Origin of the sequence: Rapidithrix thailandica (assembly GCF_039710355.1) — a bacterium.
GTDB classification, from domain to species: Bacteria; Bacteroidota; Bacteroidia; order Cytophagales; family Flammeovirgaceae; genus Rapidithrix; species Rapidithrix thailandica.
Genome location: NZ_JBDKWZ010000006.1, coordinates 405,001 through 413,487, shown reverse-complemented (window position 1 = coordinate 413,487; position 8,487 = coordinate 405,001). Strand labels below are relative to the sequence as shown.

4 protein-coding genes are annotated in these 8,487 nt (G+C 41.4%); 3 read left to right on the top strand and 1 reads right to left on the bottom strand.

Going from position 1 to position 8,487, the window contains the following annotated elements; all coding sequences use genetic code 11:
- On the top strand, positions 1–302 hold a 302-nt coding region (locus tag AAG747_RS13050; protein WP_346821617.1), incomplete at its 5' end, for an integrase core domain-containing protein.
- Between the two features lie 200 nt (positions 303–502).
- Here the strand turns inward: AAG747_RS13050 and AAG747_RS13045 are convergent.
- A complete protein-coding gene (locus AAG747_RS13045) occupies positions 503–3,154 on the bottom strand; it encodes a chymotrypsin family serine protease (protein ID WP_346821616.1) in 2,652 nt (883 codons plus the stop codon).
- A 450-nt stretch (positions 3,155–3,604) separates the two neighbouring features.
- Between AAG747_RS13045 and AAG747_RS13040 the strand changes: the two genes are divergently transcribed.
- Together AAG747_RS13040 and AAG747_RS13035 are read left to right on the top strand one after the other, a co-directional pair.
- Complete coding sequence (locus AAG747_RS13040; protein ID WP_346821615.1) at positions 3,605–4,384, top strand: hypothetical protein; 780 nt, start codon at positions 3,605–3,607, stop codon at positions 4,382–4,384.
- Positions 4,385–4,936: 552 nt separating this feature from the next.
- On the top strand, positions 4,937–8,410 hold the full coding sequence (locus AAG747_RS13035) for a hypothetical protein (protein ID WP_346821614.1): 3,474 nt from the start codon (positions 4,937–4,939) through the stop codon (positions 8,408–8,410).
- Positions 8,411–8,487: the final 77 nt, after the last annotated feature.

The window sequence follows — 8,487 nt, the reverse complement described above, 5'->3', positions numbered from 1 at the left end:
AGGTGGAACGTGTCCAAAAAACAAGCCTACAGGAATTCTATGCTATAGAAGACCTACAAAATCCAAATCTCTCTGAAAACTTAGAGCAATGGCAATTTCATTATAATTGGTATAGACCCCATAGCTCTTTGAATGGCAAAACTCCCATGGAAAGAGTTTGTGAACTTAGTACTATAACTCCTTTTTGGGAAGAAATTGGTGCCATGTATGATGAACGTGTCGAGCGTATCCAAGAACAAAATTATATGTCAAACCTGGCTTTGAGGAAGTTGATAAAAAGAACCAATCCTGAGGCTTTATAAAGCCTCAGGATTGGTTCTTTTTAGGTATGTTAAATTGAAAGGATGTATATGAATCTCACACTTTATTCTTTTGTTATGACGACAAACTTATTCCCAAGAAAGAACTCTATTTTAAGAAAACTGATCAAGATAAAAGGACTAAAAGCTCTTGGGCTTTTAGTCCTTTTTTATGAGAAATTATCTCAGAGATACCGTAAATTTTAACTCGCTGCTACTTTCGCAATTGCCTTCTTGTTCCGGAAACCGAACGAATCGAATTTTACATTGAAATCGGCATTCAAGGTCTCATAGGAATCATTCAGGGTATACAAAGGGATCTCAATTCCGGCAAACTCCGAGGAGAAAGTTTTGACGATAGCCACTAACATTTTGGCAAGAATACCTTGGATCGCGGAAGTGGCCAAACTAAATGGGAAGGGCAATTTTAGTCCCCAGTCAATGGTGATCGAATCAAAATTCGGAATGAATTTAATGACAATGGTTTTGCCGTCATTGGCCGTTTTTAATTGGACCATTAAATTAAGTGTGACCAAACCCGGGGTCAAAGCAATATCCAACCACTGCCCAAATACTTGCACTCCTACCGAAGCTTTTGCTCCCAGTTGTGTGGAGGCAGTTGCAAAGTCATCGCCAATGTGGATACTTGGTTGATCCACTCCGGCAAATACTCCCACTCGAACACCAAACCCGGCACCACTGGCTTCTTCCGTTTTCTTAAAATTAGGCAAGTCAATGATGTGTTGCCCGACAAAATTCAATGCACTTTGGGGAACGGCCAGGCTTACACGGGCATCTGTTCCCTCTTCGAGAGGACTCACCAAACGATCCATCGAAATCCCGCTGGAAGTTACATTGTAGTCCAATGCGATTTTGGCTTTGACTTCTTTTGCCTTGATTTCAGCCCCTTCAATACCGGCCCCAAAGCCGAGAAACAAGTCCAAATGAGGTAACGGATAATCACTAAAACGGTCTTCAATAGCTCCTAAAAGTACTTTTAAAAGTAAAGTCGCAAGGGCATCTGTATTACCATTTGCTTTTACTTTCCCGTCAATAGGCAAAAGATGCAGGCTGTTTGCAGTCGCTCCCAATGCGCCCAATACTTCAATATCAATTTTTAAACGGCCGATTTCCTTTCCTTTCTTCTCCCCGGCATAATCGTAAATAGTAAAATCAGCGTTGTTCAAACAAGCATTTAAATTATTTTCCGGAGCCGTGAAATCCATTTGTTCAAGCATTTTTGCTCTTTGTTCCAAAGGCAAACCCAGCTTGTTTAAACCCAACTCACAAATTTTCTCCGTGGTCTTAGGAGACAGCTCAATAGAAGGAGCCTTATCCACTTTTAATTCAATCAAGTATTGGTAGTCCTCCCCGGCAATGGTCAAGGGCACTACCTGTTCCAAATTGAAATACTCTTTATTGGCTAAAAAGAACTTATGGGAGAGGTAGTTTAAAGAAGCTTCATTGATTACCGCCTCACCGGATTCCGGAGCGGTTATTTTGCTCAAGGGTATTGGTTGCGGTATATTGCCAAAGTCGGTTTTGGCCTTTAGTTCTTCCAATATTTCGCTATATGTCATTTCCATGAAGCCATAAACATACGGCTCCATCTTTTGAATCGCCACTCTTAATTCTTCCGAGCCAAACTCTTGCAGGCTATTGGAGATATTGATAATGCTTTCCCGGCCTCCCTGTTCGGTAATCAGATCAGAAAAGACAACCTCTCGCGTTTGAACGAACTTGATGGCTTGATTTAAAATCATAGGGCCATTGTTTCGGTGCCAAACGGTAGCCACTTTTTTATTTTGATTGATGAGCTGGGTAACTTCACTACGGTGAAGGGTAACCAGGTTATAAATGTAAGCAGCTAGAGGGTGTTTTAATGTTTCTTGTTCTAACTTTTTAAGCAATTCTGTTTGATTGAGTACAAAGCGTTCCTCTTCTGGTAAAGCTGGCGCCTCACTGGCAGTAAGTACGCTGATATTCAGTTCGGACATGACCTGTGCTATTGGGGAACCACTAGCAAATTGTTTGTTCTTGCCAGTACCCCAAAGCAGTCCTACAACGTTACCATTATCGTCCACAATGGCAGAGCCCGAATCCCCGGAGTCCGCGAACTGACCGTCAATATAAAGTTGGTTAGTAAAATTCCAATTATCATTACGTGTACCGGAGAAATTGAGCCGTGTAATCCGACCGCTGGAGAGCTTTGTGGTTCGGCCGTATTTTTTTACAGGGTACCCGCCTCCAAGAATATCGGTTGGAGTTACCGTATAGCTTCCGTTCACCTTACCTATTTTGATAATGGTAGCTTCATAACTGGTGTTGCCAATAGAGCATACAGCCCCATCCACATTGGCAGAAAGGACCGAACGGATGGTGCTTCCGATTTCATCACCACAACAAACCTTGGGTTGTCCTACTTTCTGCCCTTCATTTCGAATCACATGTTGATTACTAAGAGCGATTACTTTTCCACCGTTTTTATTATCACGAACCAAGCAACCTAAGGTGCCAAAGTGTTCAGTTAAACCTGTTTTTATTTGAAGTTGGCAGCCTCCCCGTAATGGGCGGTATTTTGAAGTATCCTCACTCCCTCCAAGCTCAAAACCTACCTTTGTGAGTGGGCCAAGTTGTTCTTCATAACTGATGATCACCTTTACATTATCTACCTCATTAGGCAGGTTGACCAAGCCTTTCATATGGGGATGTACATGCAAGTAAATGGCAAAATTACCGGTTCCCTTCCCATCAATTTTCTCTTCTCCTATGCTGATCCCATGAACGCCATCCATTTGGAGCATGGAAGATTCAACGCGGTTTTTAATGGACAGAACTTTTGAAAAGTCTTTCATACGTTATTTGGTTTTAAAATCAAGAGTGTACTTTTAAGATGTTTAATACATAGCATTTCCGGATTCCCTTCCATGCAGTGCGCGTAATGATACCGCAATGGTAGTTAAGTGAGTAACTTCACAAAAAACAGTTTTTCATTTTCAATTTTACTTTATAAGATTAAACTCGCTTTCTACAATATACTACGTAGCAATCGTAACGCCCAATTGCCTCTGCCTTCATCCTGGCTTATACCCAAAACTTAAGATTTATTAACTTTTGGCAGGGAACTTTATATCATTTCAGTACAAAGACTTCGGTCGGGCAAGAAACAGAAATGGACTTTTCAATAGGAATACCGATATTTATGCCGTACTCTTACTTGTTTGCTGATGTCAACGTGAAGAAAACCGCGATGACTTCGGGGAAGTATTTATGGAACGTTTGTTTGCAGGCTAAAATAAAAATCAATGGTATTAGGCGTTTATTGGTATTTTGAATTTCCTTCCGGATTATACGAATTTGAGTATTTTCAATATCGTAAGGGCCTCGGTGGGCATGCGGATAACCCTGCGGAATTGGTGGCGTATATCATCTGCGAAAATCCGGGGCATTTGATTAAAAACTTGGAGCGATTGACTCAACAATACAAAGAGAGCTATTTATTCATTCGGATGGAGGGAAACCGTTTACAAATCGGCACAGGGAGTCACCACCTGTTTGATTACGATTTTGAATTTATGGTAAAAGTGGAAACTTTACTTAAAAAGGAAGCGGTCGTGTTGGTTGATAAACATGTCTTTGAAGCTCCCCGGTTAATCAGGTTATTTTCCCCCAAAGAAAAAATGGCTTGGCCAACTAAAGACTTCTTGCGAATAGTAGGCTCCTCAATCCGGAAAAACAATGCCGAGACCCTCGCACTCAGGATGGATTGCCATATTGGGGAGGGAGTAAAAAACGCTTTTTTAGAGGAGTTAGGCCTCATAGCAGATGCTGAAAACATCCGTGTACTTTATTATTTGGAGAAAAAATACCATGACCGGATAAACCTGATGTTGTTTTTTTCCAATGGGCGCCAGGGGCTAGGACTCCAACCCAAACAAGTGATTCAACTACCGCGCCTCGAAATGAAAATTGAAGCTTTGAAAGAACAGTATGGTATTGAATTTGGGCATACCGGAAATTATCCTGACAGTACGCCTCAAATCATCAAAATGGTGGACCAAGAGTTTGTGTTGGGAAAAAGATAATTCTCTCTTTTTTTGAGCAAAACTCTTAAGTAAGAGGGAATTGAAAAGGGATGACTTCCTGGGCTACGTGTAGACTGTTCCGTTACTTCGTTTTACACCTCGTAAAATAGGTGTAGAGTGGGCATATATAAATTTAAACCTTACATCCGGTATGTTGGTGATTTTCTGATACAACCATGAGCGTTTCCATATTTCAAATAGGCTTTAGTATATTTGCCGCCCAGGTATCATCCTATTTTCAACGATTCATATCATAGATTAAAAAAAGTAAATTCATAAATAGGTGATTGTTAGAAAAATAAATCATTTGAAGTGGTTTACATGTATAGTTTTTGACCGAAGATGGAATCAAAATCGGCTCATCAAGGCACTTTTTGAAAAGAATAGCCAAAGCTATTGTTGCAAAAAATAACACAGAGGAGGCGTTTTCGAAACATTTTTTAGGAAAAAGAAAAAGGTTAATTCACTTCTTTGTTAAACTATCTATTTTACAACTGAGTCCTCTGGTAAGAACGGAAGCCTCCGTGATAGGACGAAACACTAAAACCAATAATGAAAAACATTCAATCGTTAATCGCAGTCGATTTAAAAAGCAAAGATTCCTTACAAAAAGCCTTGGAGGCCTTTTTAACCCGGTTTAAAAACGACCAACCACAAATAGACCTTCATAATTACAACGTTTTCTTCTGCACGGAAGAAAATGGAGAGAGGCGACCATTCACTTTTTCGGATGCTGTGCAGCCAGAGAAAGTAGTCCGTGCATTGGCAATCCGTGCATTGATAAAAGGAGAAGGTGCGAAAATTTTTACAAGTTCTAAGGAAGCATCCTGGCAAAAGGATCCTTTGGTAATAGAAATCTTGGTTTTTGTGGCGGCATTGGAACACCCCGAACTGAAAGATTTGGTCGTGGAAATCGCGCAAGAGATCGTTGCCTATGCCCTTGCTAAAAATGAGACCGAAGACTTATGGATTGAAAAGTGCCGCCAGTTATTCGGCTTGGATATCCTTTACACTTTGGCCCTTACCGATGTGGAGTATGCTTATCTGATCGGTTTGTACATCTTCCCCAATTGGGACACTGAACATGCCATCTATGCCTTTGACTATTTGTCCGGGTTGGCTGATGAACACGGTTTTAGCCGGCCTATACTCAAGGCCATTGCTCATTGTTATAATTTAGAGTTGATTCAGACAATTTGTACCAGTTATCCATACGTAACAGATGCCGGTGATCAGCTATACTACCTGTACGAGCACTTCAAACAACACCCGGAGGAGTATCCATATTTCTGTGAAGAGTATCTCAACCATGTGAAAAAATATCCGGTTGAGAAGGAAGATGACGAAGGCCTGCATATGGTAGAAAAATTCTTTCAGAAGGTATTCCCACCTTTGTCAGAGCAAGAGATTTTGATCTCAGATACCTATGAGAACGAAATTTTCGGGCTTATCAAGCAGGTAAATAAGATTTTGGAAGAAGTGCCCGAATCGAAACTTCGCTCTCAGAAAGACGAGGAGAATCCGTATTATTATGATGAGGAGGACTTCAATGGGGAGGAAGCTATAAACAAAGATTTTTTTATCAATGGTTTCGATAATGGAGAAGCCATTTGGGACTATGTACGGGAGGGCAAAAACCCGGAGGTATTGAACGATATTCCTCCCCAATCAATAGAGTCACTTGCCTATAAACGGAACTTGAAAATTCTACCCCGGCTGGAATTTAGCGGGGCTGATATAGATGAGGTTCTTCCTTATTTTTTTGACGAATATCACGAGGTTGCCGATGACGAATTTTTCACTCTTAAACTTAATATTAATGGGGATAATGTTAGAGGGGGTGGTATTAACATCAATGGGAACGAGGTTAGTGGGGTCGATATCGCTATGCGTATTGTCGATGTATTCTATCATTTGAATGGGAAAAAGGTTTTTGATAACTATACGCTAGACTTGATTGTCAATACTTATAAGCTATGCACGCTGGAAGCTTTTCAAGCAAGGTATGCCATTGAGGATGAAAGGATGCTGATAGAGGAAATTAATTCCTTGATGGATTCCTTTCACAACAAGTATTTGTCGGCCCAAAGCCTGGAACGGATTTATCTGTTGTATAAACAAAATCCGGCTATTTGGAAAGAGGTGCTGGACGAAGCCATTGACTTTAGCCGTAGCCAAATGGACGAAGACATGCTGGCAGTACTGCCCAAGGTGAAAGACCGGGAGCTCGTTTCCGGTACCCACTTATTGGCGGTAGCGTATATTTGTTACCGTGAAGGGGCCATGTCTCCTGATGCGCATTTGAAAATATTGGTAGACTTCTTTGCCAAGCACTTTTGGGAAACCTTTTTACATGAAGTTATCTCTGAGTCTATTCTAGGCAGAGAAGGTGACGAGTCAGATAAAACTAAAGCGGAGATAGAGGCCATTTCGGAAGCTATTAAAAGCTATTGCATTGGCGCTAAAGGTACACCCCCTCCTAAAGAAATCATCATGAAACTGATGAAAGGAGGCCCGGCTTCTTTAACACCCGAAGAACTCGCTATTTTTGAGGCGGCCAAAAAACAAGCAAAGCCCAGCACGGAGGAAGAGGCAAAAGCAGGCCTGCATCGCCTGTTCTTTTATGAAAACTGGACCGATGAATTGGGCATTCCGCAAGTAAGTTTATTCTTGAGTTCTGACCATATTGCCACTCTTCTGGCAGCAGCGGCATACGGAGCAAAGGGCTTACCATTCGTATTTGAAAAGCCTTTAAAAAAGGTGTTCAAACTTTTTGTTGAGCTGGCTCCGGTAAAAACCTTGCATGTGGTGTTCCAGTGCTTTAAAAAGGAAGGGCGTGATTTTGATTTACGACTCGTCAGAAACTATATGGAAACCTTGGAAAAGCTGGGAATCCTGCCAAGTCAGATAAAAGCCTGGGAAATTGTGTATACTCATAAAACAATAAAGGCGCTGATGAAGCCGGGAGAAGCGGAATTGAACCATTACAAGGCATTGATAGAGACTTGTGCGCATATGGACGAACTGGACGAAGACCAACCCATGCTTTGGCAAAGGGAGGAGAAAAAGGAAAAAGCGGCCATGAAGGAGGCCCTGCAATATATTGATAAGCATAAGTTGCCCCAGTTCTTACATTCGGCAAACCAGATCAAACCGCTCGAAGCCTTTGACAAGTTAAGAAACCAACAGTTTCAAGATGAGCTTTACAACTTTTGCCGCCGGACTGTTAAACCGGAAAATAAAGACCATTTATACGATATATACGACTGGAGTGATGAGGAAAAACAGGCATTTAAAAAACAAGTGGAAATGGCCTGTTCCTGGATCAATGATTACCTGTTCCAAACCGGTGATTTTAAAGAGATTGAGGAAAAGCTCATGCCGCAACTGATGAAACGCATTTCAGGTGATCTGGACGAAGTGATCTGGTTGTTTGAAGATACTGTGAAACACCGGGCCCTTTATATGTTGGCGCGTTTTGGCCATATGAACCGTGTTTACGACTACTGGTCGAAATGGAGCAACAAGGAAGGAAACGAAAGAGATATCACCCCTGAATTCTACCGGTTGTTGATTGATATCGGGTTGGGAGAAGCTTATGCATTGGAATTTATGCTGACCAATGACCAAGCCATTCACCGGAATTGTACCTTTGAAGAAAATAGTTTTGCACAACAGTTTCATGCGGTATATCCGAAGATCAACCTGCTTGAAAATATGCAAAATATGCCGGCAAACCTGGTTATATTCGGGCTCCGTCAACTGCAAGACGACTTGACTATGACGCCACAACTCCTGGAGTTTTTCAACTATCCTAAGCGGAAAGTAAGGGATGAAGTCATCACGATTCTGAAACATCGTTTGGAGGAGAGGATTGAAGAGTTCGAAGAAGTATTTTCCGATTATGCAGACAAAGCCAAAGGCAAGGCGAAAAATACATTCCAGGCCTTTCTGGAAGAAGTGAAACCTTTGGGAAAAAATTCCGAGGTGTTAGCACAGTGGGAAACAAGATTAGAAAAGAAATAAATCTGTTTTTCAAAGTCTGATTTACCACAAAGCCACCCGGTTGAGGTGGCTTTGTGATTTTATGATGAAGGATGCGG